This is a genomic window from Porcibacter vitabionis (assembly GCF_046263795.1).
GTDB lineage: Bacteria > Bacillota > Clostridia > Lachnospirales > Lachnospiraceae > Lachnocurva.
Map to the genome: position 1 here is coordinate 1 of NZ_JBJYZD010000002.1, position 24,487 is coordinate 24,487.

Annotated in this window: 23 protein-coding genes; 22 read left to right on the forward strand and 1 reads right to left on the reverse strand. The window is 47.3% G+C overall.

The window, feature by feature from the left end; all coding sequences use genetic code 11:
- Positions 1 to 888: 888 nt before the first annotated feature.
- Entirely contained in the window at positions 889 to 1,818 is a 930-nt protein-coding gene (locus ACKX2L_RS01670; RefSeq protein WP_497550716.1) for a hypothetical protein, read from the reverse strand.
- 247 nt (positions 1,819 to 2,065) lie between these two features.
- On the opposite strand from ACKX2L_RS01670, the gene ACKX2L_RS01675 reads away from it, so the two are divergent.
- From ACKX2L_RS01675 to prfA, 22 genes are all read left to right on the forward strand, one after another.
- Positions 2,066 to 2,545, forward strand: coding sequence for a hypothetical protein (locus tag ACKX2L_RS01675; RefSeq protein WP_497550715.1), 480 nt, complete (start codon positions 2,066 to 2,068; stop codon positions 2,543 to 2,545).
- A 40-nt stretch (positions 2,546 to 2,585) separates the two neighbouring features.
- The gene (locus ACKX2L_RS01680; RefSeq protein ID WP_497550714.1) at positions 2,586 to 3,773 is read left to right on the forward strand and encodes a hypothetical protein; all 1,188 of its coding nucleotides are present in this window, start codon (positions 2,586 to 2,588) and stop codon (positions 3,771 to 3,773) included.
- 16 nt (positions 3,774 to 3,789) lie between these two features.
- Positions 3,790 to 5,394, forward strand: coding sequence for an accessory Sec system protein Asp1 (gene asp1, locus ACKX2L_RS01685; RefSeq protein ID WP_497550713.1), 1,605 nt, complete (start codon positions 3,790 to 3,792; stop codon positions 5,392 to 5,394).
- Positions 5,387 to 6,901 (forward strand): accessory Sec system protein Asp2, encoded by a 1,515-nt coding sequence (asp2, locus tag ACKX2L_RS01690; RefSeq protein ID WP_497550712.1) that lies wholly within the window; start codon positions 5,387 to 5,389, stop codon positions 6,899 to 6,901. Before asp1 ends, asp2 begins: the two co-directional genes overlap by 8 nt.
- Positions 6,902 to 6,945: 44 nt before the next feature.
- On the forward strand, positions 6,946 to 7,383 hold the full coding sequence (gene asp3, locus ACKX2L_RS01695; protein ID WP_497550711.1) for an accessory Sec system protein Asp3: 438 nt from the start codon (positions 6,946 to 6,948) through the stop codon (positions 7,381 to 7,383).
- 56 nt (positions 7,384 to 7,439) lie between these two features.
- A complete protein-coding gene (locus tag ACKX2L_RS01700; protein ID WP_497550710.1) occupies positions 7,440 to 9,761 on the forward strand; it encodes a preprotein translocase subunit SecA in 2,322 nt (773 codons plus the stop codon).
- Between the two features lie 82 nt (positions 9,762 to 9,843).
- Positions 9,844 to 11,343, forward strand: coding sequence for an accessory Sec system glycosyltransferase GtfA (gene gtfA / locus ACKX2L_RS01705; RefSeq protein WP_497550709.1), 1,500 nt, complete (start codon positions 9,844 to 9,846; stop codon positions 11,341 to 11,343).
- Positions 11,322 to 12,719 carry an accessory Sec system glycosylation chaperone GtfB gene (gtfB, locus tag ACKX2L_RS01710; RefSeq protein ID WP_497550708.1) on the forward strand — a complete coding sequence of 466 codons (1,398 nt, stop codon included), beginning with the start codon at positions 11,322 to 11,324 and terminating at the stop codon, positions 12,717 to 12,719. Before gtfA ends, gtfB begins: the two co-directional genes overlap by 22 nt.
- A gap of 62 nt (positions 12,720 to 12,781) precedes the next feature.
- Entirely contained in the window at positions 12,782 to 12,982 is a 201-nt protein-coding gene (locus tag ACKX2L_RS01715) for a hypothetical protein (protein WP_497550707.1), read from the forward strand.
- A gap of 798 nt (positions 12,983 to 13,780) precedes the next feature.
- A complete protein-coding gene (locus ACKX2L_RS01720; RefSeq protein WP_497550706.1) occupies positions 13,781 to 14,590 on the forward strand; it encodes a transglutaminase-like domain-containing protein in 810 nt (269 codons plus the stop codon).
- 20 nt (positions 14,591 to 14,610) lie between these two features.
- Positions 14,611 to 15,648, forward strand: coding sequence for a type II secretion system F family protein (locus ACKX2L_RS01725; RefSeq protein WP_497550705.1), 1,038 nt, complete (start codon positions 14,611 to 14,613; stop codon positions 15,646 to 15,648).
- Between the two features lie 10 nt (positions 15,649 to 15,658).
- Positions 15,659 to 15,973, forward strand: a complete 315-nt coding sequence (locus ACKX2L_RS01730; protein WP_497550704.1) for a hypothetical protein — start codon at positions 15,659 to 15,661, stop codon at positions 15,971 to 15,973.
- 3 nt (positions 15,974 to 15,976) lie between these two features.
- Positions 15,977 to 16,465, forward strand: a complete 489-nt coding sequence (locus ACKX2L_RS01735) for a DUF4860 domain-containing protein (protein WP_497550703.1) — start codon at positions 15,977 to 15,979, stop codon at positions 16,463 to 16,465.
- A complete protein-coding gene (locus ACKX2L_RS01740; protein WP_497550702.1) occupies positions 16,462 to 16,998 on the forward strand; it encodes a hypothetical protein in 537 nt (178 codons plus the stop codon). Before ACKX2L_RS01735 ends, ACKX2L_RS01740 begins: the two co-directional genes overlap by 4 nt.
- A complete protein-coding gene (locus ACKX2L_RS01745; RefSeq protein WP_497550701.1) occupies positions 16,988 to 17,395 on the forward strand; it encodes a hypothetical protein in 408 nt (135 codons plus the stop codon). Before ACKX2L_RS01740 ends, ACKX2L_RS01745 begins: the two co-directional genes overlap by 11 nt.
- Entirely contained in the window at positions 17,395 to 18,456 is a 1,062-nt protein-coding gene (locus ACKX2L_RS01750; RefSeq protein ID WP_497550700.1) for a type IV pilus twitching motility protein PilT, read from the forward strand. Before ACKX2L_RS01745 ends, ACKX2L_RS01750 begins: the two co-directional genes overlap by 1 nt.
- Before the next feature lie 53 nt (positions 18,457 to 18,509).
- Positions 18,510 to 20,447 (forward strand): transcription termination factor Rho, encoded by a 1,938-nt coding sequence (gene rho / locus ACKX2L_RS01755; RefSeq protein WP_497552605.1) that lies wholly within the window; start codon positions 18,510 to 18,512, stop codon positions 20,445 to 20,447.
- 195 nt (positions 20,448 to 20,642) lie between these two features.
- Positions 20,643 to 20,906, forward strand: a complete 264-nt coding sequence (locus ACKX2L_RS01760; RefSeq protein WP_497552542.1) for a hypothetical protein — start codon at positions 20,643 to 20,645, stop codon at positions 20,904 to 20,906.
- Positions 20,907 to 21,022: 116 nt separating this feature from the next.
- On the forward strand, positions 21,023 to 21,229 hold the full coding sequence (rpmE, locus tag ACKX2L_RS01765) for a 50S ribosomal protein L31 (protein WP_497550697.1): 207 nt from the start codon (positions 21,023 to 21,025) through the stop codon (positions 21,227 to 21,229).
- Positions 21,230 to 21,517: 288 nt separating this feature from the next.
- Positions 21,518 to 22,408, forward strand: coding sequence for a DUF1385 domain-containing protein (locus ACKX2L_RS01770; RefSeq protein ID WP_497552606.1), 891 nt, complete (start codon positions 21,518 to 21,520; stop codon positions 22,406 to 22,408).
- A 103-nt stretch (positions 22,409 to 22,511) separates the two neighbouring features.
- Complete coding sequence (prmC, locus tag ACKX2L_RS01775; protein WP_497552543.1) at positions 22,512 to 23,384, forward strand: peptide chain release factor N(5)-glutamine methyltransferase; 873 nt, start codon at positions 22,512 to 22,514, stop codon at positions 23,382 to 23,384.
- Entirely contained in the window at positions 23,385 to 24,461 is a 1,077-nt protein-coding gene (prfA, locus tag ACKX2L_RS01780; protein ID WP_497550695.1) for a peptide chain release factor 1, read from the forward strand.
- Positions 24,462 to 24,487 lie beyond the last annotated feature (26 nt).

Consider the following 24,487-nt stretch of genomic DNA (forward strand, 5'->3'; position numbering starts at 1 on the left):
TACGTCGGAGTCCATTAGTGCAAGTACTTCCAAGTCAGCGAGTGAGTCTGTAAGCGGATCTCAGTCCGCGAGTGCAAGTACGTCGGAGTCTATCAGTGCAAGTACTTCCAAGTCAGCGAGTGCAAGTACGTCGGAGTCCATTAGTGCAAGTACTTCCAAGTCAGCGAGTGAGTCTGTAAGCGGATCTCAGTCAGCGAGTGCAAGTACGTCGGAGTCTATCAGTGCAAGTACTTCTAAGTCCGCGAGTGCAAGTATGTCGGAGTCCATCAGTGCAAGTACTTCCAAGTCCGCGAGTGAGTCTGTAAGCGGATCTCAGTCAGCGAGTGCAAGTACGTCGGAGTCTATCAGTGCAAGTACTTCCAAGTCAGCGAGTGCAAGTACGTCGGAGTCCATTAGTACAAGTACTTCCAAGTCAGCGAGTGAGTCTGTAAGCGGATCTCAGTCAGCGAGTGCAAGTATGTCGGAGTCCATCAGTGCAAGTACTTCCAAGTCAGCGAGTGAGTCTGTAAGCGGATCTCAGTCAGCGAGTGCAAGTACGTCGGAGTCCATTAGTGCAAGTACTTCCAAGTCCGCGAGTGCAAGTACGTCGGAGTCCATCAGTGCAAGTACTTCCAAGTCCGCGAGTGCAAGTACGTCGGAGTCCATTAGTGCAAGTACTTCCAAGTCAGCGAGTGAGTCTGTAAGCAGATCTCAGTCCGCGAGTGCAAGTACGTCGGAGTCTATCAGTGCAAGTACTTCCAAGTCAGCGAGTGAGTCTGTAAGCGGATCTCAGTCAGCGAGTGCAAGTACGTCAGAGTCCATTAGTACAAGTACTTCTAAGTCGGTAAGTGAATCTCAGTCAGTGAGTGAAAGTACCTCGGAGTCCATCAGTGCAAGTACCAGTACTTCTCAGTCCGCAAGTGTAAGTACCTCGGAATCCGAAAGTAAATCCGAGAGCGAGTTGGGGTCAGAAAGCGCAAGTACCTCAGAATCTGAAAGTGAATCCGCGAGTGAGTCGGAATCAGCAAGCATAAGTGCTTCAGAATCTGAGAGTGAATCCGAGAGCGAGTTGGGGTCAGAAAGCGCAAGTACCTCAGAATCTGAAAGTGAATCCGCAAGTGAGTCGGAGTCGGAAAGTATAAGTACTTCGGAGTCTGAGAGTGAATCCGAGAGTGAGTCTGAGAGTGCTTCTGAATCAGAAAGCACAAGTACTTCAGAATCTGAGAGTGAATCCGAGAGCGAGTCCGAATCGGAAAGTGTAAGTACTTCGGAATCTGAGAGTGAATCCGAGAGTGAGTCTGAATCGGGAAGCACAAGTACTTCAGAATCTGAGAGTGAATCCGAGAGCGAGTCCGAATCGGAAAGTGTAAGTACTTCGGAGTCTGAGAGTGAATCTGAGAGTGAGTCTGAGAGTGCTTCAGAATCAGAAAGTGTAAGTACATCAGAATCGGAAAGCGAATCCGAGAGTGAGTCTGAATCGGAAAGCGTAAGTACTTCAGAATCTGAGAGCGAATCTGTGAGCGAGTCGGTGTCTGAAAGCCTGAGTGGTTCAGAATCCGAAAGTGAGTCGGAGAGTGCTTCAGAATCAGAAAGCGTAAGTGCTTCAGAATCTGAGGTTGAGTCCGAGAGTGAGTTTGAGTCAGAAAGCACAAGTACTTCAGAATCTGAAAGTGAATCGGAGAGCATTAGTGCATCTGAGAGTACCAGTCGTTCAGTAGAATCTGAGAGCAATAGTGGATCGGAAAGCACCAGCCGTTCTGTAGAATCCGAGAGTGTTTCGGCATCGGAGAGCACTAGCCAGTCGGCGGAATCCGAGAGCGTTTCAGCATCGGAAAGCACCAGCCGTTCCGTAGAATCGGAGAGCACTAGTGCATCTCAGTCAGTAAGTGTAAGTACGTCTGAATCCACCCATGCAAGTGAGAGTACTAGTATCTCAGAATCTGAAAGCAGATCTGGTTCTGAGAGTGTCACTATCTCCGAATCCGAAAGTGGGTCCATAAATACAAGCGTAAGCAGCTCAGAAAGTATTAGTGCCTCTGAGTCCTTAAGCCTAAGAAATTCGGAGAGTACCAGCACTTCAGAGAGCTTGAGCCAGAGTGAAAGCGAGTCAACGTCGACCAGTCTTAGTACTTCGACTTCGACCTCGACCTCCTTAAGTGAGGCACAGATTCCAGTACCTGCACCAACACCTGTTCCGACGCCGACTCCAACGGTTGCTACTCCAACTCCGGCAGCACCCGCAGCTCCTGCACCGCTGCCCTTACAGGTTACCGGTGGTAATATTGTGACACCTGGCGGAAATATCAATCTGACGCCGCAGGCAAATGCCAACCCTGCCCAGGCTCAGGCTCCTGCAGCAGAGGATCAGTTGGTTGAGAATCAGGAAATTGAGACTCCTGCAGCAAATAAGAAGCTGGATAAGGACAGCGGAAAACGCTGGATCTGGTGGTCCTGGCTTCCTCTGGCAGGCGTCATTGCCTCCATCATTGATAAAATCATTCCGAAAAAAGATGAGGAGGAAGAGAAAGATAACAAGAAAAAAGAGGATGAAGATCAGAAAAGATAAGCATTGAGCTTAGAACAAACCATTGGAGGTACGGATTGAGATGGGCAGCAGAGAGAGGACAAATGAATTGGGAAAGCGTCTGCTTTTCACAGTCTTTGTGCTTGCTCTCTACCTCATCGGCCGATCCGTACCTCTTTTTGGTATTGAAAAGACGGATGCCTCTCATCAGAGTGCCGATCGAATCCTCTTTTCTATCTTGAATGGTGATGTGTCCAGGACATCCATCCTGGCGCTTGGAATTCTGCCTTACATGAATGCTTCAATTCTTGTTATGTTTCTTACGGCCTTCCGGTCGGAAGGCGCTCGTCGACATTTATCAGGACGGAAGACAAAGCGCTTGCAGGGGGCTGCGACATTAGGATTCACCTTGGTTTTTGCTTATTTCTATTCCGGTCAGTACCAATACAGGAGAGATCTTATGCTTCTTCGGATCCCTGTCCTTCTGGAATTGGCGGGAGGCGCCCTCTTCATTGCCTGGATCGCTGATCGAAACAGGGAGAAAGGAATCGGTGATATGGCACCGATTTTCATTCTGAATCTTTTATTCAGTTTCGGGAATAGCTTGCACAAGGCACCGCTTCACCAGTATCCCAAACTTTTCCTGGTCAGTCTCCTGGCAGTTGGGATAACGCTTTTTCTGGAGAATCATTTCTTAAGGATTCCTTTAATGAGAGTCAGTATCTATAATACACATAGCGAGAATAGCTATATCGCTTATAAATATAGCCCCGTCTCTACGATGCCTGTCATGTTCGCAACATCCATTCTTTTTCTGGTTCGTCTCCTTTTCCAGGGCTTGATCTTGATCGGCGTCAAAGAGGAGGGATTTCTTACATTAGCATCCGATCTGACCATTGGGAATCCTTTGGGTGATCTGTTTTATCTATTGATCATTGTTTTGATGTCGATCGCTTTCTCCTTTCTTATCTTGAAACCGGGAGAAATGGCAGATCAGCTCCTTCGAAGCGGGGACTGCATTCCGGGAGTCTATCCGGGAAAGAAAACTATGGGATATCTGGCCAGACGGGTACTGGGACTGGCCCTTTTGAGTGGAAGCTTTCAGGCCCTTTGTTTGGGAGTATCCCTAGGATTGTCCTACAAGGGACAACTTACACCAGCTTTAGCTCTCTTCCCATCCAGCATAATGCTGTTTACGGGCTTCCTTACGAATATTGTGAGGGAGATCAGTCACTATTATCGCTTTGATTCTTATCGGTTTTTTCTTTGAATAGAGGGAGAGAGTTATGCTTTACTTTATCCCGGCCTGGTATGATGAAAATCAATGGAGAGAAAGGGAAGAGGTCTGGTATCTGCCGAAGACATCCATGGAGGCAGATGATACAGCTAAGGAGATACAGCTTTTTTATAGAAGAAACCTATGTCCGCTGAAGATCATTCTCCTCTCATCGGCGCCGAATTTCCGACATTTTCTCCATCGGCTTGGCCTGATCCACGTGGAATATTGGTCTATATTTGATGCGATGCAGTGCATACGGGGAAAGCAATTAAACAGTTTTTCCTACTATGACCTGGCATGGCCTGAGGGGACCGAATTCCACTTGACTCCATTTGCAACCATTGCAAGTCTGCATGGAGAACGCATTGCCTTGATTCAATTCGGGGAGGGCGGGAATCTGATCCGGATCGAAAGATATGAGGAGGGAAAAGAGGTCAGTGAAATTTCCTATGACGACCGGGGTTTTATTTCCTCCATTCGTACGCTGGATCAGGGGAAAGTGATTCGTGAAGATTTTCTGGATAACATGGGTAAGGTTCGTTTTTCTCTGCTTTCAGGAGGAATGGTAGAGATCAATTCAGATCTCCCTTTCTATGAATTGGAAACCGGAAGCAGGCGGATCCAAAAGAGTTATCAAAAGCTGCAATATGCATCCTTAGAGGATGTCATTGGGGAGGTTTTCTCTTCCTATTTGGAACAGCTGGATGCAGAATCGATTTTCTGTATCGCCAATCATGATCGGCACGCAGCACTCTTACAGAAGGCATTGAAAAAAAGAAAGACCATCGTGACGGTATATGAAGCCAGGAAAAAGGTTTGCAACAGTCAGGTCGCTATGGATTTTCTGGCCGGGGCAGATCAGATCATTACGGATTCGGAGGAAAATGAGAAAATCGTTCGGCAAGCTCTCATCCGGAAGGGAATACCGGAAGATTTTTTTGGCCATCGGATCAAAAGAATTTCTCCTTTTTCGGTTCGCCATGAGACAAGTCTTTGTCAGACTCTTCCGGTAAAGAATCTGCTGCTTCCTGTGGATCTGCTTTCGGAAAGCGACTTTCAAGAGGCCATCCTTCAGCTTGCATTTTTTCTCAAGACGCATCCTTCCGTCCGGGTTCATCTCTTCACAAGAAGTGCCGAGTACTGGGCAGAGGGGAGGATTTTGAACCGGGTGGAAGGGATCCTTTCCAAGGCTTCTTTCCCGCCGGAATGGTCAATTCAGGAGGACTCCTCGGCAGAAAACAGGACAGAGGAAGGAGGATCCTCCCAGAAATTTTTTGCTGATGTTTGTCGGGACTCTATGTCGATCCATCGTTGTATGCTCTTGCAGAGAGTCTTAGTGGATCTAAGTAAGAGACCGGATCAGTTTCTTCAGGTTTCTGCTGTCAGTCTGGGAATTCCTCAGATCTGTAAGGGGAAAACGGTTTTCTTGGAAGATGGTCAGAATGGGATCCTTTTGAAAAAAATGGAGGATCTGCCATCGGCTCTGTCTTATTATCTGGATCAGCTGTCTCATTGGAATGATGCCAGAGTCCTTGCCTATCGTCTGGGAGAACGCTATTCGTCAGAGGATATCGAAAAAAGCTGGAAGGAGGTCATAGCCGGTCTTGATTAGTATTCGAGTGCTTGCCTATTTGAATCAGGAAACCATCCGGGGGATGACATATCCGGAGGGCTGTGAATGGACCTTTGATCCTTCTCTAGAGAAATTAGAGGGAGAAAGGGAAGAATATGATGTTTGCCTGGTTGGTCATCCTCTGACCGACAGAGAGTGCGACTTACTCATGTCCCGGGTAAGAGCATACAGTCTCTTCTTTCTTTCAGATCTTACTATGACTGATAAAATGCAGCATTTATTGCAATGCCGGGTAGGGACTATGCTTTCATCAGAGGACTTAGAGAATTTTCTAGAAGAGGATCTGAGAGATTATTTTCATAAGCCTTACGGGCAGAAAGTTTCTTTATCCAGTCTGGAGATCTCTCCTTTCTTTCAAGGCCGGATCCATTGGGAAGGTATGACAGAATGTCAGTTGGAGGGAGACTTCGGAGATGATCTGCAGCAACTGGCTTTCTGGAGGATGAATATGCCGCTTTATTCGGATCAGCCCCTGGAGATCTGGTTTGAATACGATCGAAGTGAATCTGCAGAGATCGTTCTTGAAGTGGAATTATATGCCGGGGATGAAGAAGCAAGTCTTCTGGATCAGTGGACTTTATCTGAAGAGGATCTGAAATCCCCCTATGTCCTGGAAAGCATGAATAGTGGTTATCTATTCTTCCATCTGAAGGCCAGGGGAAAGGGAAGGATCTCTATCATTTCTCTTCATATTCGATTTTCCCGGCATAAGAAGGGACTTTTCCTTCCGGGAGGGCAACGCTTTGTGACCAAAGGGAAAGAGGAGTTCTTCTATTATTTTGATCCCGGCGACTGTAAGCCTCCGCTTTCTGTCTACTTTTCCGGCTATCGTACGCAAGAAGGATTTGAAGGATATTATATGCTTAGAAAGCTGGGCTGTCCCTTTCTTTTGATCAGCGATCCCCGGCTGGAGGGAGGAGCCTTCTATCTGGGAGATCAGGAATATGAAGAGGGGATTCTCTCTGTGATCGATCATTATCTCGATTTTCTGGGGTTTGATCCTAAAAATCTGATTCTGTCCGGCATGTCCATGGGCACTTTTGGTGCTCTCTATTATGGAACTTACTTGAGGCCGGCTTATATCATTCTGGCAAAACCTTTGGAGAATCTTGGAGCAATCGCACAGGCAGAACGGCTGGAGCGACCGGGGGGCTTTCCAACCTCTCTGGATGTTCAGTGGAAACGGATGCATTCCCTGAGTCGGAAAGATTCGGATGAGATGGATCAGAGCTTTTGGAAACGGTTCAGTAGTGCAGACTGGTCCAAAACAACATTTTCGGTTGCTTATAAAATAGAAGATGATTATGACAGGTCAGGTTATCAAGACCTCCTTCTTCATTTGAGAAGCAATGGGGTGAGGCTGATCGGTCAGGGACGTCATGGCCGCCATAATGATAATTCCGGTGAATCCATCTCCTTCTTTCTTCGCCAGTATCGAATGATTTTGAGAAAGAGATATGGCCGAAAGGGGTTGGATCTTTCTTGACGGATGGGCCTTAACCTTCAGATCGATAGAAAGCGAAAAAAAGGATGGAAGCATTATCCTGGAGAATTTTTTGGAACAATTATTTTTATGAGTCCTATCTCTATGGTTCCAAAGTAGATTTTGTAAAAAAAGATGAGGTCCATTATAAAAATGACCTGATGCCGCCCGGGACTGTAATTAAGACCTGGAGATCCCGTACCAATTTCCAGGCAGATAAGACGGAACCGACACTTCCTTTAATTGACGGGGAATCCGGCTATTCTTTTCAGTTGAACTGTGATTCGGATGTCGCAGGCGGTCTACAGCTTCGCCTTACATTTTATGACAGGAACGGTCAGAAAATTGGAGAAAAGGTCATGAGAGAACGGGAGATGATCCTTCAATGTCCCATACAGACTTATAATTATGACGTCTCTTTGATCGGAAGCGGGGCGCACGAGTTTTGTTTTCATTATATAGAAATCACGGAGCTGACAGATTAGTATTTTGATCGTTTCAATTATTCCGGTATGCAACAAGAGAAGGGCAAATATTACTTATGAAGAGGAAACTTTTCCGTCTGCTTCACGAGGTCCGATCCTATGCCGGTCAGATGGCAGGACTGTCGGATGCAGACTTACAAGAAAAAACAGAAGAATTTCGTCAGCGCCTGCTTCAGGGGGAGACAACGAATCACCTTCTGCCGGAGGCCTATGCCCTGGTTTGTGAAGCAGATCAAAGGATCCTTGGCATGGCACCTTTTGATGAACAGGTCCTGGCTGCCATTGCCATGCATCTTGGCTACCTGGTCGAGATGAATACCGGCGAAGGAAAGACCCTGACCGCGACCATGCCGCTTTATCTCAATGCACTGACAAAAAAGAGTACGATCCTGGTTACAGCGAACGAGTATCTGGCCGAGCGGGATGCCAAAGAAATGGGGCCGGTTTATCGTTTTCTGGGTCTTACGGTGGAAGCAGGCGTTTCCCATGAGGGAAATCAGAAACAAGATACTGCCTGGAAGAGGAAAAACTATCAGGCAGACATCCTTTATACCACGCATAGTGCGCTCGGCTTTGACTATCTCATGGAACATTTGGTTCGACGGCCGGAAGACCGCTTTTTACGGGATTTCTATTTTATTATCATCGATGAAGCGGATTCAGTCCTTCTGGATGCAGCTGAGACGCCTCTGATCATTTCAGGGGCTCCCAGGGTCCAGTCCAATCTCTATGCGATAACGGATCAATTCACCAAGACTCTTCGTCCAAAGGAGGAGTTTCATGAGGAGGATCGGGATGTCTGGCTGACAGAAGAGGGAAGTCACTATGCCGAGACCTATTTCGGCATTCCCATGCTGTATCAACGGCAATATTATGAACTCTACCGTCATCTGAATCTGGCTCTCCGGGCGAATGAAAAGATGGTGAAGGAGAAGGATTATGTCGTTTCACCGAAAGGAGAGATCGTTCTCCTGGATAATGGAAGCGGCCGGCTGATGGAAGGCATGCGTCTCCAGGGAGGACTCCACCAGGCAGTAGAACAGAAGGAAGGACTTCCATTAAGTCAGGAACAAAGAGCCATGGCATCGATCACCTACCAGAATCTCTTCCTTTTATTTCCGCATATGTGCGGTATGAGTGGCACTATGTATGATGCCAGGAAGGAATTACGGGAGGTTTACCATAAGACTGTAATACGGATACCGCCCCACAAACCGAGTCAGCGTGCGGATCTGCCGGACCTTTTCTATAAGACTTCAGAAGAAGAATTTCAGGCAGCGATAGCGGACTGTCAAAAAAGATATAAAAAGAAACAGCCGGTCTTGATCGTTACATCGATCATACGGGATAGTGAGAAGATCTCAAGAGCTCTTTTTGAACTTGGTATTCCGCATAATGTTCTAAATGCCAATAACAGTTACTGGGAAGCAGAGATCATCAAGAACTCCGGTCAGATGGGAGCGGTCACAGTTTCCACTGGTATTGCAGGACGGGGAACCGACATCCGCTTGGGAGAGGGAGTGGCGGAACTTGGAGGTCTGGCTGTCATCGGGGTCGGCCGCATGGCCAATATCCGCCTGGAAAAGCAGGCTCGGGGACGGGCTGGACGACAGGGAGACCAAGGGAGCAGTCGTTTCTATGTCTCATTAGAAGATGAAACGATTCGAACAGGCGTTGGCGATGATATGGAAGAACGCCTGCTGAAAAGGCACTGGTCAAAAGCTCATTTACGGCGCTATATCAACGGCGTACAAAAGGACTCCGCTTTCCGTACTTTTCAAGCCAGGAAACAGGCCGTGGACTATGATAAGGTTCTGAAACGGCAGCGTGAGGTCTTCTATGATGCGAGGACCAGGCTTTTGAATCAGGAAACGGTGAACCGTGAGATCATTGACAGGCTTACTTTTGATAATTTGAAGGCTTTTCTTAAATCGTTTGGAAGAAAAGGACCGAACCAGTGGGCTATGAACCGTTATGTTCTGGACAATATGTCCTATCAGATCCAGGCGGACCGCATTCGTGCGGATCTGCCCAAGGCCAAGATCCTTCGGAATCTGGTGGCTTATTATAGAGATCTTCTTCGGGAAAAACTGGAACATCTCCCGCAAGGTGTTTTACAGGAAGACTTTATCCGGGAAGCGGTTTTTCTGGCCATTGATCAGATCTGGATCGAAGAAGTGGATTATCTGCAGCAGCTCCAGTATGTCACGATGACAAGGTCCAGCGCCCAGCTGAATCCACTTTATGAATACCAAAGGGAAGCTCTTAGGGCCTTTCGAGAGATGGAGGATGAAATGAAATTACAGATCATGAGAAATATTCTGCTGGGGGAACCCTATCTGGACAGTAATGGAAAACTTGCCATCAACTTGCCATGAAACCGGTCGTCTCATTCCATGGAACTGTTTTTTTGCAATGAGACGGACCGTTTGTGTGCAGTGATAGGAAAAAGGTGAGAAAATGATATACAATTTTAACCTCGGCATCGGATGGGCCTCCAGCGGAGTCGAATACGCTCAGAGTTATCGGGCTCGACTTTTTCGAATGAACCATCAGAAGGCCCGCTTTATCTTTACCGATATGTTTCCAAGGGAAAATATCGAGCATATGACGAAGAATATTGGTTTCTTGGATGAGGAAGTGATCTGGCTTTATACCTTCTTCACCGATCAGATGATCGAGCCTGTCAGTTTCCGGAAGCAGGATCTGGAAGAGACCTTCGCTGATCCTTCTTTTACTTTTCAGAGGGAAGGAAAAATTGCTCATTACAATTTCTCCGGTCATAATAATTTCTATCGGGTCTACTTCACCGATGAGGTACATGATCTGGTTCATCGGGTCGAATATGTCTCCCGAGGATTTCTGATTCGAAAGGATTATTTCACCTCGAGACTTATTTATTCGGAATACTATGCGCCTAAGGATGGGAAAGCCCGTCTCTACCTCCGTCGATTCTTCCAGAAAGACGGATCGATCGCCTATGAGGAGATCCTGGATGGAGAAGATGAGACCAATGCCATCTTCCAGTTCTCGGATCAGATCTGCTATGGTAAACAGGAGTTTGTGGCTTATTTCGTCCGAAAGCTATCCCTGACGGCAGGGGATACCGTCATTATCGACCGAACCACCGGGATCGGAGAGGCTATTTTGGAAAATGCAGGCCCTGCCCGGGTCGGCATTGTCATCCATGCAGACCATTACAGTAAAAATGCGACGAATGCGGACTATATTCTCTGGAACAATTATTATGAATATGATTTTGCCATGTACCGGCATATTGATTTTTATATCACGGCAACCGAGGTCCAGAATCGGACTTTGCGAGAGCAGTTTTTGCATTATGTCGGACAGGAACCCAATGTCTGGACTATACCGGTCGGGGCACTCCCGGAATTGAAAAAGCCTAGGCTGCCCCGGCGCAAACATGCCATCATAACGGCCTCCCGTCTGGCCAGGGAAAAACATATCGACTGGGCCATCCAGGCGGTAGTCAGAGCCAGGGAGAAAATCCCGGATCTGACGTTTGATATCTACGGCGTCGGTGGTGAAGAGAAAGCCCTGAAAGACTTGATCGAATCATGTAAAGCGTCTTCCTATATCCGGCTTATGGGGCAGGCAGATCTGAAGGAAGTCTATCAGGAGTATGAACTCTATTTATCGGCTTCGATGAGCGAGGGCTTCGGTCTCTCAGTCATGGAGGCAATCGGATCCGGGCTCCCGGTCATTGGTTTCAATGTCCCTTATGGGAATCCGACTTTCGTAAAAGAGGGGGAGAATGGGTATCTGATTGATCCGGAAGCTTTGCTCACAAGCCCCATGAAGATTAAAGCCTTGGCAGAAAGGCTTGTTCTCTTTTTCCGGGAAGACAAGTGGGAGCAGATGTCAGAGATGTCGTATCAGAAAGCAGAGAATTTCTTGGAAGAGGAGGTGAGAAAACAATGGCTGGCATTACTGCAATAGCTTCCCTGCAAAAACCGGAGCAGGGGATTCTTCTTCTTGATCATATGGATGATGCGGCGAAGAGATTAAAAGATTCCTTTCGTATGGCGGGATTCCAAGGCCTTGTGATCTCTTGCAGCGGAGCAGATTTTCTGCCGGAGGATGTCGTCTCTCCCTATCAATATTTCTGCCATCGTATCAGGGGACAGGAAAGGAGGAGAGATGCCTTGGTGATGGGGGAAAACAAAAACCGGCCCCGTTACTTTAATGAAGTCAATCGCCCGGATTATTGGGAGATCTCTGGTAATAACACGTCCGCTGAGATTCATGAACGACAACATTTGCGTGGGCGGATCCACTATCTGTCCGGTCAGGGAAGCCGTCTGGTCCGATTTGTAGATTGGCTGGATCCGAATGGAAGACTTCGATCCCGGGATCACTATGACGAGAGAGGCTTCTTGTCGGGGCGGTCTATATTTGACAATAAAGAAAAGATGATTCAGAGGTCCTGGTTGGATCCGGAGGGAAGGACATGTATCACGGAAAATAATGTGACTGGGGATACGATCCTGAACTGGAAAGGGAAGGTCTTCTTTTTCCGGGAGCGGGCGGATTTTCTGCTCTTCTTTCTGAAAGAGATTGGGGAGACCGGGGATCGGATCTTCTATAATTCTTTGTCGATTCCTTTCTTTGTTTCAGAGCGTCTGCGTCGGCCCGGTAAGGAGGATATTCTTTTCTGGCAGGAGGGTAGAAGACCGGATATTCCGGGTAATATGAAGATCATTCTGACTGGGAAGTCGAATCATACCCGGCGGATCTATGTTCAAAACCAGGAGAGTTATCAGGCTTTGCTGGATCTCGGCGCATCGAAAGACATCCTGCGGCCTCTGGGCTATTTACAAAAATATGAGAGGAAGAGCCGCCATGGTCTTGATATTATGATTTCGACCAATTCCGATCAGATCCGTAATATTAGGGAGATCGTTCGGGCTATGCCGGGAATGCATTTCCATATTGCTGCGATCACGGAGATGTCGAATGTTTTGCTTGGCCTGGAGGAAGAGCCGAATGTTACTCTTTACCCGGGGGCTTATCCAAAGACTTTTGACAAGTTATTTTCCTTCGCAGATTACTATCTCGATATTAATTATGGAAACGAGATCATGGATTCCTGTCGAAGGGCTTTTGAAAACAACATGCTGCTCCTGGGATTCCGGGATACCTTACATGCACCGGGGTATCTGCCCAAAGCACATGTTTATGATAAATGGGAAGACTTGACAGCAATGCTTCAACAATGCATGGAGTCAAAAGAACGGTTGGACCGAGAACTAGCCAAGCAGAGAGAAGCCCTGTCAGGCGGAAGTCTTATGGAATATCAGAGTATTCTGATGTGACAGGCAATGCATAGAGCATTGTCAAAAGCAATGGAAAAGGTAGTGTACAAGGAGGAAAAAATATGTTGGACTTTCTAAAATCAATTTTATTCGGCAAAAATCAAAATGACATCATGATCATCATTTTTCTGGAGTGGATGCTGGCTATCTATGGAATCGGTATGACAGTTGCATCCAAACGTCTCTGGGCAAAGATCATCAATCTGATCCTGACCGTTCTTTGGGTGGTTTGTGCCATCTTGAATATGGTTTATAACCTGTGACCGCAGAGACGGAATCGGCATACTTCTGGTAGAAAATAATGGCATTGAGTCATCTGCATTGGAAGGAAATGCGACTAAGACCATAGAAATAACTTGCAGCCAAGGCCATGGAAATCAATGCAGCAAAAGACCACGGAAATCGATTTAGCCAAGACCATGGAAATCAATGCAGTAAAAGACCATGGAAATCGATTCAGCCAAGACCATGGAAATCAATGTAGCAATAGACCAAGTGTCGGTCATTGGATATCAATTGGCTGTTGTCAAGCTTACCGGTAGATGAAATCGATATATGGAATTTTCTCCAAAATATTGCGTAAATTAGGTCCTCTTGATAGCAATCATTTTATCTGGATTTCATATATCGATATCTGCCGTAAAAACCGCCTTGATGAACAGGTGAAGTATGCAAATAAATGTAGGAAATTTCATATATCGATATCTGCTGTGAAGATCACCTTGATGAAAAGGTGAAATTTGACTCATTTTCAAAAGAGCCCCCCTTATTCCAAGATTGAATTCACTTAAAATTAAGTATATGATAAGAAAAGCAATTCCTTTGACAGAAAATGCAAACTACCCCCAAAGAAATTTTGAAAGGACATTTTGGTGAGACCCGGTGATTTATTAAGACGATCCCGTGTCAGATTTTTGTCATCGATTCTCCTTTTTTGCCTGTTTTTTGTGGCCTGTAGCTCGAAATCAAAACCGATCGGTCATTCTCCGACGGAGACGGGCAAACAGAGCGCCGGTAAGGTGGATTCAAATTCCACGCATTCCGGGGGAAAACGGGAAACTGTGACAAATATTCTTATGACGGAGACCCCCGGTCTTACGGTCTGGACAGGGTCTGACGGGAAAATACAAGTGGACGCATCCAATACAAAAAAGGGCTATGTATGCGTCAAATATACAGGGACTGCGGACCGGGTCCAGGTGCAGATGACCAATCCGGATGGAAGCCGAAACCCCTATCCTCTGCAAATCGGATCCTTTGAAGGCATTCCTCTGACCGGCGGCGACGGAAACTATTCGATCCAGGTTCTGGAGCATGTGAGCGGAAAGACCTATGCCATCGGCTTATCGCAGACCTTTGATGTTCAGCTGGAAAATGAGTTTACGCCTTATCTTTATCCCAACCAGTACTGCGATTATCGGGCGGACGATCAGGCAGTCAAAAAAGGACAGGAGCTGTCTGACCGGTCTTCGGACGATCTCGATTTTATAAGAAATGTATACCACTTTGTTATAAAAACCATAAAATACGACGATGCTTTGGCTGAGAATATTCCTTTGAATTATCTGCCGGATCCGGATACGACCCTGAAAACAAAGAAGGGGATCTGCCTGGATTATGCAAGTCTGACCGTGGCCATGCTTCGGTCACAGGGAGTGCCGACCAAACTTGAGGTCGGTTATTCCGGCTCTGTCTACCATGCCTGGATCTCGGTCTGGACCAGGGAGACCGGCTGGATCGACGAGGCCATCCGCTTCGACGGAAAAGACTGGACTCTTGTGGATCCGACGCTTGGAGCCAACAATTCGGCATCCTCGGTAAAGAAATACATCGGAGACGGCAAGAATTACACGCTGAGCTATAATTATTAGAATCGTTGATGAGGAAGATTATGAATAAGAATCAGATGAGGAATCCGCTGTTTGCAGATTTTCCCGAGCAAATGGCCCAGGTTCTGGAAGCCGGCATGACACCGGAAACGGGCATCCGCATTTTACGGAAAGATGCAAAGAAAGAGGAAGATCAAGAGATCCTGGATCGAATGCTTGAAATCTTAGAGGTTGGAGGCGATCTGTCCGAAGCCATGAAAGCTGCCGGCATTTTTCCGGACCGCATGATCCGATCCGTCCGCCTGGGCGAGAGAACCGGCCACCTGGATTCGGTCCTGCTTCGCCTGAAAGAAGACGATGACAGAGAATATGCCTTGCGAAGAAGCGTAAGGAATGCAGTTTTTTATCCTTTTCTCATTACTTTTGCCATGACTATAATTCTGGCTCTGGTCCTGATTTTTGTCATGCCGGTCTTTCGGAGTGCATATTCTGGTCTTGGCATGGAAATGACCGGCCTGCAGAGAGTTTTATTGAATCTTGGCGTCTTCCTGGGTCAATATGGCCTTTTCCTTCTGCTTCTTCTGATTCTTGTCTTTCTTTTCCTGATTGCTTTCCAGCTTCGGAAATCTAAGAATACAGCGGATCTTGGAGCCGGTGTCTTCTGGGGCAGCAAAGAGGATCGGAAAAACCTCTATGTCTGCCGTCTGACCGGCATCCTTTCTATGGCCGCATCAACCGGCCTCTCTGGTGAAGAGGGCCTTCTCATGGCAGAGGAAGCCGAGCCGGACAGTGAATTTCTGCCCCTTCTTCAGAAATGTAAGGCTTCCCTGGAAACGGGAGCCAGTCTTTCGGAAGCCTTAAGAGAAAGTGGCTTCTATGACCGCCGGGATCTGAGAAGGATCACGATTGCAGAGACAACCGGAAGTCTGGATCAGACCTTCAATGAGATCGCAAATGACTATCAGGAAAAGGTAGACGAAGCTGCGGTCAGAAGAGTGAATCGGGTGGAACCCATCATGATCGCCGTTCTTTCCGGTGCGGCGGCTTTGATCCTGATCTCTGTCATGCTTCCCATGCTTTCTATTTTGAGTACGCTTTAAAGGAGATGCCATGACGGAAACCGGTAAAATAGAGAAATTGCAGCTGTGTAAAGTCCTGGTCTATATTTCTCTTCTGGTCTTCTTTGTCTTTGCCTTATTTTCCTTCTCGAAAGGGGATGAAAAGAGAGAAAAGGCGACTCTTAAGAGGGCGGTCAATGAAGAGATCACAGCTTATTATGCGAGAGAAGGAAGCTATCCTTCGGACCTTTCGGTTCTCGAGAAGCAGTTCGGTCTGACCTATGACAAGAAGCGTTTTCAGGTAAATTATTCCTTGCGCGGGTCGAATATCCGGCCTTATGTAACGATCGTGGATCGGGGGAGGTAAGAGATGAAAAGAAAGGAAACGGTATATCTGACGCATTTTTTTCCGACTCTGGTCTTTCTCCTTTTGATCTTTCTCTCTGCTTATCTGACACTTTTCGGCATCCGCTTTTTTCAGAGAACCAATCAGAAGAGCAGGTCCGGATTTCAAACAGAAACGATCGATGCTTATCTGAGACAGAAGGTTCGAAGCCATGACAGTCAGAATGAGGTTCAGATCATATCATTCGGCGATTCGGATGCCCTTCAGCTGTCGGATGAGGTCAATGGAAGTTCTTATCGGACCATCCTCTATCTCTATCAGGGAAAATTGATGGAAATGTATGCAGGAAGCGGGGCGAATCTGTCGCCTCAGGCAGGAAATGAGATCGCAGAGCTCTCTTCCTGGAAAATGAGGATGGAAAAGGACCGGCTCTTATGCTGTGAATTAAAGGACGACAAGGGCAGGAGCCGGACCATCTATATCCCTGTAAGAACAGGGGGTGATGGCCAATGAAATTTTGGGATGATCAAGGCTATCAAAAAGAAGGGAAGCAAAACCGCTATTCCTGGCTCTTCCTCCTGGAAATCACTCTGGTTCTTTTGATTCTGGTCTTTGGACTCGGCGTCATTCTAAGGGTCAATTTGAAAGCCAGGGAGCTTTCCGGGGAGGCAGAGGATCAGGGAATTGCAGATCGATGGATTCAGAATACAGATGCCCTGATCCGGGCTTCTGATTCCGAAGAAGAATTTCTTCAATTTTTGAAAAAAACCTATCCGGATTGTGAGATCCAAAAGAGCCTTCGAGGGCAGGACCGGCTCATTCGGATGGAGGATTCAGATTCGAAGAAGGATACTGCCTTTCAGATTCAGATCAATTACCGATTGGATAAGGATGGAATGCTTCATGGACGAATCTCGGTCTTGAAAGAAGCTGCCAAAGAAGCTTCTGGGAATTCTGTATTGAAAAAGAAGAATTCCGGGAAAAAGATCGACCAGGAAGAGATCCGCCATTATTTTTCGAAGGAAGATGGTCGATATGAAGAATAGAAAATCTGCAGTTGCCGGAGTCTACCGACTCGGGCTTCCACTTTTATTTTCGGTTTACATTTTACTAAGTCTTATCACCTTATCGGTTTTATCGCTGATCACATCAAGACAATCCCTTAGGAATGAGAAATTGCAGAAGGAATCCAGACAGGCATATGTTGTCGCGGAAAATCAGGCAGAAGAGAAACTAAGAGATCTGAATCAGGACGCAGGGGCAGGCAAGGAAGAAGCGAAAGTTACTTTTTCCATTCCGGTGAGCCCAAAGGAAAAACTGGAAGTTATGGCGGTCCGGCCGGACGGAGGAAGTTCCTATGAGATCCGGGAATGGAAAACCATTTCGTCTGAGGAGACAGGAGAGGATACCGTGAAGGGTATGCCTTGGGGGAAGGAGAAATAATGGCAGAAAGAGCAGATAATATCTTACAAACTGCCGTGAAAGAGGGGGCGACAGACATTTTCATTGTCGCCGGCCATGCCGTAACCATGCGGCTTCACGGGCGGATCTCGGCAGATGGTAATCTGACAGAGAATGCCTTAAATGCAACGGACTGCGAGGATCTGATCCGAGAGATCTACACACTAGCAAAGAGACCCATGGACTTACTTCTCAAAGAGGGAGATGATGATTTCTCCTTCTCTGTGAAAGGGCTGTCCCGTTTCCGGATCAATGCATATAAGCAGAGAGGGTCTCTGGCAGCTGTGGTCCGTGTCATAACCTATGAGATTCCGAATGCAGAGAAACTCCATATTCCAAAACAGGTGATAAAGCTCGGAGCATTAAATAAGGGCATGGTCCTTGTGACCGGGCCTGCCGGAAGCGGAAAGTCCACGACTCTGGCCTGCATTATCGACGATATCAATCGCAATATGGCCCGGAATATCATTACCCTGGAAGATCCGATCGAATATCTCCATAAGCATGATAAGAGTCTGATCAGTCAGAGAGAAATTCATATCGATACGGAGAGTTATCTGACCGGACTGCGATCGACCCTCCGTCAGAGTCCGGATGTGATTCTTTTAGGAGAAATGCGGGATTATGAAACGATTGCAACAGCCATGACGGCGGCGGAGACCGGCCATTTAATCTTCTCTACCCTGCATACCATGGGGGCTGCGAATACCATAAACCGGATCATAGATGTCTTCCCGGCCGAGCAGCAGAGGCAGATTGCGGTTCAGCTTTCCATGGTCCTTACGGCTGTGATATCCCAGCAGCTGATCCCCACTGTGGATGGGGATCTGCTTCCGGCATTTGAGATTATGATGGTGAATCCGGCTATCCGCAATATGATCCGGACCGACAAGATCTTCCAGATCGATGCGGTGATCGCCGGTGACAGAGAAATGCAGACCATGGACAATTGTCTTTTGGACTATTACCGGGCAGGCAGGATCACGAAGGATACCCTGATGGAGAAGGCGTCTCATCCGGAGAATCTGGAGAGAAAATTGTAATAAATAGAAGTTTCGGGAAAGGATAAAAACAAGGAAATCGTATGGCAGGAAGTATGAAGGAAAAATATGAGACGCTGTCCGCAGTCGTTTTGAGAGACCTGGCGAAGAGCAGGGGAATCCGCGGAATCTCCCGACTGAAGAAGGACGAGCTGATCGAGGTGATGCTGAAGCAGGATGTCATTGATGCAGAGGCGAAGAAGGCAAAAGCCAAGGACGAAGAAGCCAAAAAGGCGGATGCCAAGAAGGCAAAAGCCAAGGACGAAGAAGCCAAAAAGGCGGATGCAAAGAAGGCCGAAGCAGAGAAGACTGAGACAAAGAAGGCTAATACTTCGACTGAGCCGAAGGCAGAAGAGAAAAAGGCAGAAGCCGGGACAAAGTCAAAGACTTCCAATACGGATATAGACAAAAACCACGAAAAGGCAGAAAAGCCGGAAGTAAAATCAGAGACGGAAGCAGAGATAAAGAAGCCGGAAACAAAAAAGAGAGGAAGAAAACCGAAAGCTGAGAAAAATGAGAAGGGCCGAAAGAAGCGGACCGAACGGCAGGTGACAGGAAAGCGAAAGAAGGGAGAGGATCATCCGGCTTCTCATTCCAAGACTGATAGAATTCCTGCCGCCCACCCACAATCCGGAGAGATTCCTCTTGCTCATAAGAAAACGGAGGCTGTTTCCCCGGCACATGCAAGGGTGGAGCCTGCTGCGGCCGGTCCTAAGCCGGAGACAGAGCAAAAGGCCGGGGACAGTAAGGAAAAACAGGCGGAAAGCCAGAGAGAAGTGATGACCCCTTCCCACCGGGAGGAAAGCCGGGCAGAACGCCAGGCTGCCAGAGACGAGAAGGCGGCAGAGGAGATCTCCCAGTACAGAGACGCGAAAGCAATTTCCGGAATTCTGGAAATTATGCCGGAGGGTTATGGTTTCCTTCGCAGCGATAATTATATGCCGGGTGAAAATGATGTCTATGTATCACCTTCTCAGATCCGCCGCTTCAATATGCGGACCGGTGATGTGATCACCGGAAAGACCCGGAAGAATAATCCAAATGATAAATACGGGGCACTTCTCTTCGTGGACACCATGAATGGGATGAATCCGGACCAGGCATCACATCGGTCTAAATTTGAAGACATGACCCCCATCTTTCCGAATGAGAGGATTCGGCTGGAATATGAGGGTTGCAGCCCGGCGATGCGGATCGTCGATCTCTTTTCTCCGATCGGAAAGGGACAGAGAGGCATGATCGTTTCCCAGCCTAAGGCCGGAAAAACGACCCTTTTGAAGGAGGTTGCCAAGTCCGTAAAGATGTCTCAACCGGATATGCATATCATTGTACTTCTCATCGATGAGCGTCCGGAGGAAGTTACGGACATGAAGGAGTCGATTGAGGGCGGAAATGTGGAAGTCATCTATTCGACTTTCGATGAGCTGCCGGAGCACCACAAGCGGGTTTCGGAAATGACGATCGAGCGCGCCAAGCGTTTGGTGGAGCAGGGAAAGGATGTCATGATCCTTCTCGACTCTATTACCCGTCTGGCCAGGGCCTATAATCTTACGGTTCCGCCATCCGGAAAGACTTTGTCCGGTGGTCTGGATCCGACGGCTCTGCATATGCCCAAGCGCTTCTTCGGTGCTGCCCGGAATATGAGAGAGGGCGGTTCCCTGACCATTCTGGCAACGGCCCTGGTCAATACCGGATCCAAGATGGACGATGTCGTCTATGAGGAATTTAAAGGTACCGGTAACATGGAACTGATCCTGGATCGGAAGATGTCTGAGCGGAGGATCTTCCCCGCCATCGATCTGTCCCAGTCCTCGACCAGACGGGATGATCTTCTTTTGTCACGCGAAGAACGGGCAGCTATGGATATCGTACGTCGTGGTCTGGTCAACAACCTGCGGCGGGATGAAGCGACCGAGCAGGTTTTGAATATGCTGACTCATACCAGAAACAATGGGGATCTGGTCAAGCTGATCCTTCGGAAGAGAATGCTGTAAGACAGGAATAATCACAGAAGGAGTTGTAGTTATACTTGAATGATATTCAATATAATTGACGATCAAATCAAATTGCGATAATATAAATACGGAAAAGCTGACTGATACAAGAAAAAGATTGCACAAATGCATTTAAAAAACTTAAAATATCTGTCAATTACGTAAGCTACAAGCCATATAATTAGGAGAGCTTATATGAGTATAAAGAAGCGAAAAAGGATTGTCTTGTTTTTTTTACTCTTACTTATTTTGTTCGTATCATGTCTTGGACTGTTATGGAAGAAAAATACAAAATCTCCATCAAAGCAAGATACGACAAAAGAAAGCGTACAGGAAGAAAGGGAAGAGCGTCCTTTGGAAAATGTCGATGAGGAATATGTCACTAGCCCATCTGATGATCCTTTGAAAACCATGCCTTATGATCAAAACAAAAATTATAAGAAAATATTGATTGAATAGGGAAAACCGTTCATTTCCACTTGCAGACAAGAGATCATGGTGATATACTTAAAAAGCTGTTTCGGGATGTACAGCACGCAGTATGAATTTATTTTTTATAAGAAGAGGTGAAAGTCATGCGTAAGGGAATCCATCCGGATTACTATCAGGCAACCGTAACTTGCAACTGTGGCAACACATTTGTAACCGGTTCTACCAAGGAAAACATCCACGTCGAAGTTTGCTCCAAGTGCCATCCGTTCTATACCGGACAGCAGAAGGCTAACAAGGCTCGCGGACGGATCGAGCAGTTCAACAAGAAGTACGGTTTCGATAACAAATAATCCAATCGTAACATCTGGTCGATCGGGGTTGAGGATTTTCCTCAACCCCTTTTTTCGTCTCTCCATCGCAGTCTCGGCGGTTTGGAAAGCTAAAAAAGAAGAACTGCGGACAGTCTTTGGAGGCTCGTGAAAACTGTGATAGAATGATTATAGTGTCAACAAGTCTGCCACCACGCATGAAAAGCATGCAAGTGGTGTCAACAAGTCGGAAGTCAAAACTATACTCGTAAAACAAAGGAGAAACTCTTGGCAGGTAAAGTATATTCAGGAATCGGCGGTCAGGCGGTTATGGAAGGCGTTATGATGCGGTCCGGTAATCACTATGCCGTCGCAGTCCGCCTTCCGGATAAAAGTATCCATATCGATGAGAAGACAGACAATTTTGATCAGAATCCATGGCTCAAAGTGCCCATTATCCGGGGCATGGTATCCTTCTTCTATTCTCTGGTGACCGGCATTCAGTCTCTGATGACCTCTGCCAATTATTTCGAGGATGATGAGGAAACGAAGACCAAAAAGGCAAAGATGACAGAAGAAGAGAAAAAGAAGATGGAATCCCGGGAACTCTGGGGCAGCTTCGCTTTCTCCCTTATCGTAGCTGTTCTGGTCTTTTTCCTGCTCCCTTACGGCTTGTCCAAGCTCATGGGCAGGCTAATCCCAAACCGCTTTGCGGTGACTGCTCTGGAGGGACTGATCCGGGTTTTGATCTTTCTGGTCTACATTTTACTGATCTCCAGAATGGAAGATATCAAACGGGTCTTCATGTATCATGGCGCAGAACACAAATGTATTAACTGCGTGGAAAATGGCCTGCCCCTGACCGTTTTGAATGTGAAAAAGTCGACCCGCCTTCACAAGCGCTGCGGCACCAGTTTCATTTTTATTGTCATGATCATCAGTATTTTTGTCTTCATGTTCATTCGGTCATCGAATCCTCTGATGCAGATCCTTCTTCGCCTGCTTCTGATCCCGGTCGTGGCCGGCATTTCATATGAATTCATCCGCTGGGCCGGCCGTTCTGAGAATCCGGTGGTGAATCTCTTAAGTAAGCCGGGCCTGGCTTTACAGAAACTGACGACCCGGGAGCCGGACGATGATATGATCGAAGTCGGGATTGCTTCTGTCGAGGCGGTCTTTGACTGGAAGGCCTTTCAGGAAAAGAACAAGGATAAGTTCTAGCGATATGAAATTTTCCGGAATCTTATGGACTTAAAAAAGTATGAAATCAGGGACGATTGGAATTTTATATTTCGCGATATTTGTTCTAGAATGAGAGGTCAATTTGAATTATAGAGAACTGCGGCAGGAGGGAGTCCGTATCTTAAGAGAACATGGGGTCCCGGACCCCGAATTTGATGCCAGGGAGCTCCTTTTTTATGCTGCGGGCATGGACTATTCGACTTATATCCTGAAAGAATCTGAGCCTGCGGATGCCATAGAGACTGCCTATCGGTCTCTCATTAAGCGGCGGGCAGACCGGGTGCCCCTCCAGCATCTGACCGGGGTTCAGGATTTCATGGGATATGAATTTCTGGTATCAAAAGACGTCCTGATTCCCCGCCAGGACACGGAAAGCCTTGTCATTGAGGCAGAAAAGGACCTTTTAAGCCGGACCGGCAGAGTCCGTATCTTAGATCTCTGCACGGGTTCCGGATGTATAATTCTGTCGCTTTATTTGAGAAATAGAGATAAGGTCGGAGAACTTTGCCCGGAGGCGTCGGATCTGTCAAAAAAAGCTCTTTCCATTGCCAGAGAAAATGCGAAGCGACTGGGAGCCGAAGGGAAAATCTGTTTTCATCAGGGAGACCTGTTTGACTTTTGTGATCAAACAGTTTCGAAAAACTATGACATTATCGTCTCCAACCCGCCCTATATTCCATCGGATGTAATTCCGGGACTCATGCCGGAAGTCCGGCTGGGCGACCCTAAGCTTTCCCTGGATGGCGGAGCGGACGGTCTGTCCATCTATCGGCGGCTGATCCCGGGAGCTTATGAGAGACTGAATGACTTGGGATCCCTTTTCCTGGAAATCGGCTTTGACCAGGCAGAATCTGTCACAAAGCTGATGGAAGATACCGGATTTACGGATATAAGAACCGTACAGGATCTGGCAGGGAATGACCGTGTTGTACTTGGAAAGAAAGAGATGAGATAAATGTTTGAACGATTAGATGATTTGATCATGAGATCTGAGGAGATCTTGAATCTCATGAGTGAGCCCGATGTGGCAAATGATTCCAAACGTCTGCAGAAATTGATGAAGGAGCAGGCGGAGATCACTCCCATTGTCGAGACCTATAAGGCCTATAAAGAGAAGGGACAAACGATCGAGGATTCTCTTGCCATGTTGTCCGAGGAGAAGGATGAAGAGATGCGGGATCTGATCAAGGAAGACCTCGCTGAAGCCAGATCCGATCGGGAAAAGCTGGAGAAAAAACTGAAGATTCTTCTTCTTCCCAAGGATCCGAATGATGATAAGAATGTCATTATGGAGATCCGGGCCGGTGCAGGTGGAGATGAGGCAGCACTTTTTGCTGCAGAGATCTACCGGATGTATATGAAGTACATTGACCGGAGAGGCTGGAAGACAGAGCTTTTGGAGTGTGAAGAAACCGGGATCGGCGGTATGAAGAAGGTCAATTTCAAGGTGGATGGCCAGGGAGCCTATTCGATTCTGAAATATGAATCCGGTGTCCACAGAGTCCAGAGGGTCCCGGCAACGGAATCCGGCGGCCGGATCCACACATCGACCTGCACGGTGGCAGTCATGCCGGAAGCCGAGGATTTTGACATTGAAATCAATGAGAAGGACTACCGGATCGATGTCATGCGGGCATCCGGAAATGGAGGTCAGTGCGTCAATACCACCGACTCGGCGGTTCGTCTGACTCATTATCCGACCGGTATTGTGATCTACAGTCAGACCGAGAAGTCTCAGCTGCAGAACAAGGAGAAGGCTTTTGCCCTGCTTCGTACCAAGCTCTATGATCTGGAACTTCAGAAACGGCAGAAAGAGGCTTCGGATGCAAGGCTTTCCCAGATCGGAAGCGGAGACCGTTCTGAGAAATGCCGGACTTATAACTTCCCGCAGGGCCGTGTGACGGATCACCGGATCAATCTGACGCTTTATACCTTGGATAAGGTCATGGACGGCGATCTGCAGGATATCATCGATGCTTTGATGGCTGCTGACCAGGCCAAAAAGCTGACCCGCATGGAAGAAGAGAATTAAAGCAGAGGATTAAAGCAGAGGTTTAA

Coding starts and splice junctions, on each gene's coding strand:
- ACKX2L_RS01680 (WP_497550714.1), top strand. CDS start 2,586: ATGGGCAGCAGAGAGAGGACAAATGAATTGGGAAAGCGTCTGCTTTTC.
- asp1 (WP_497550713.1), top strand. CDS start 3,790: ATGCTTTACTTTATCCCGGCCTGGTATGATGAAAATCAATGGAGAGAA.
- asp3 (WP_497550711.1), top strand. CDS start 6,946: ATGGAAGCATTATCCTGGAGAATTTTTTGGAACAATTATTTTTATGAG.
- ACKX2L_RS01700 (WP_497550710.1), top strand. CDS start 7,440: ATGAAGAGGAAACTTTTCCGTCTGCTTCACGAGGTCCGATCCTATGCC.
- gtfA (WP_497550709.1), top strand. CDS start 9,844: ATGATATACAATTTTAACCTCGGCATCGGATGGGCCTCCAGCGGAGTC.
- gtfB (WP_497550708.1), top strand. CDS start 11,322: ATGGCTGGCATTACTGCAATAGCTTCCCTGCAAAAACCGGAGCAGGGG.
- ACKX2L_RS01715 (WP_497550707.1), top strand. CDS start 12,782: ATGTTGGACTTTCTAAAATCAATTTTATTCGGCAAAAATCAAAATGAC.
- ACKX2L_RS01725 (WP_497550705.1), top strand. CDS start 14,611: ATGAATAAGAATCAGATGAGGAATCCGCTGTTTGCAGATTTTCCCGAG.
- ACKX2L_RS01730 (WP_497550704.1), top strand. CDS start 15,659: ATGACGGAAACCGGTAAAATAGAGAAATTGCAGCTGTGTAAAGTCCTG.
- ACKX2L_RS01735 (WP_497550703.1), top strand. CDS start 15,977: ATGAAAAGAAAGGAAACGGTATATCTGACGCATTTTTTTCCGACTCTG.
- ACKX2L_RS01740 (WP_497550702.1), top strand. CDS start 16,462: ATGAAATTTTGGGATGATCAAGGCTATCAAAAAGAAGGGAAGCAAAAC.
- ACKX2L_RS01745 (WP_497550701.1), top strand. CDS start 16,988: ATGAAGAATAGAAAATCTGCAGTTGCCGGAGTCTACCGACTCGGGCTT.
- ACKX2L_RS01750 (WP_497550700.1), top strand. CDS start 17,395: ATGGCAGAAAGAGCAGATAATATCTTACAAACTGCCGTGAAAGAGGGG.
- rho (WP_497552605.1), top strand. CDS start 18,510: ATGAAGGAAAAATATGAGACGCTGTCCGCAGTCGTTTTGAGAGACCTG.
- ACKX2L_RS01760 (WP_497552542.1), top strand. CDS start 20,643: ATGAGTATAAAGAAGCGAAAAAGGATTGTCTTGTTTTTTTTACTCTTA.
- rpmE (WP_497550697.1), top strand. CDS start 21,023: ATGCGTAAGGGAATCCATCCGGATTACTATCAGGCAACCGTAACTTGC.
- ACKX2L_RS01770 (WP_497552606.1), top strand. CDS start 21,518: ATGGAAGGCGTTATGATGCGGTCCGGTAATCACTATGCCGTCGCAGTC.
- prfA (WP_497550695.1), top strand. CDS start 23,385: ATGTTTGAACGATTAGATGATTTGATCATGAGATCTGAGGAGATCTTG.